This is a genomic window from Marinifilum breve, from assembly GCF_003202155.1.
Classification (GTDB): domain Bacteria; phylum Bacteroidota; class Bacteroidia; order Bacteroidales; family Marinifilaceae; genus Marinifilum; species Marinifilum breve.
Window position 1 is genome coordinate 1 of record NZ_QFLI01000070.1, and the last position, 699, is coordinate 699.

1 protein-coding gene is annotated in these 699 nt (G+C 45.1%); it reads right to left on the reverse strand.

Annotation, left to right across the window (positions count from 1 at the left end):
- A partial coding sequence (locus DF185_RS24785) for an endonuclease/exonuclease/phosphatase family protein (RefSeq protein WP_165836114.1) occupies positions 1–684 on the reverse strand: 684 nt, incomplete at its 3' end.
- Positions 685–699 lie beyond the last annotated feature (15 nt).

A 699-nucleotide genomic window follows, 5' to 3' on the forward strand; every position in this document is an offset into this window, starting at 1 on the left:
TTCCTTGTGGTGGTGCTTCTTGTGACCCAGGACCTCATGACATGTTGAAGTGATTGCTTCTTTGATCCCCTTCCAGTTGCTCTCCACAGGAGTTCCTTCTCCATTGAGTAGATCATGAAAGGCCTGGAACTTGTTGCTGAGGTCTATCTTGAATTTGTTGAGTTTGCTAGTATCCTGGAGAAAGGCCGTATTGAACTTTTGTGATACTGTCTGCCCCGTTGTCCAGTGCTTCTTGAGTTTCAATTTCATCTTGGCGACCAGTAAGTGATGATCTGATGCTATATCAGCTCCTCTCTTGGTTCTCACGTCCTCTATAGTCCTCCTGAACGTTTTGTTGATGCAAATATGGTCGATTTGGTTTTGTGTAGAGTGATCCGGTGAAGTCCATGTGGTTTTGTGTATGCGTTTATGTGGGAATATGGTGCCGCCTATGACCAGCTTATTGAAGGCACATAGGTTTGCAAATCTCTCACCATTTTCGTTTCTTTCTCCCAGTCCGTGTCGTCCCATGATGTCTTCATATCCAGTGTTGTCCGTTCCAACCTTGGCGTTGAAATCTCCCATCAGAATGGTCAGGTCCTTTGTTGGGCACTTCTCGACGATTGACTGCAGCCTATTGTAGAATTGATCTTTAGCGTCTTCATTGTAGTCGTTGGTAGGCGCATGGCATTGGATGATGTTCATTGAAATACCCTCTTT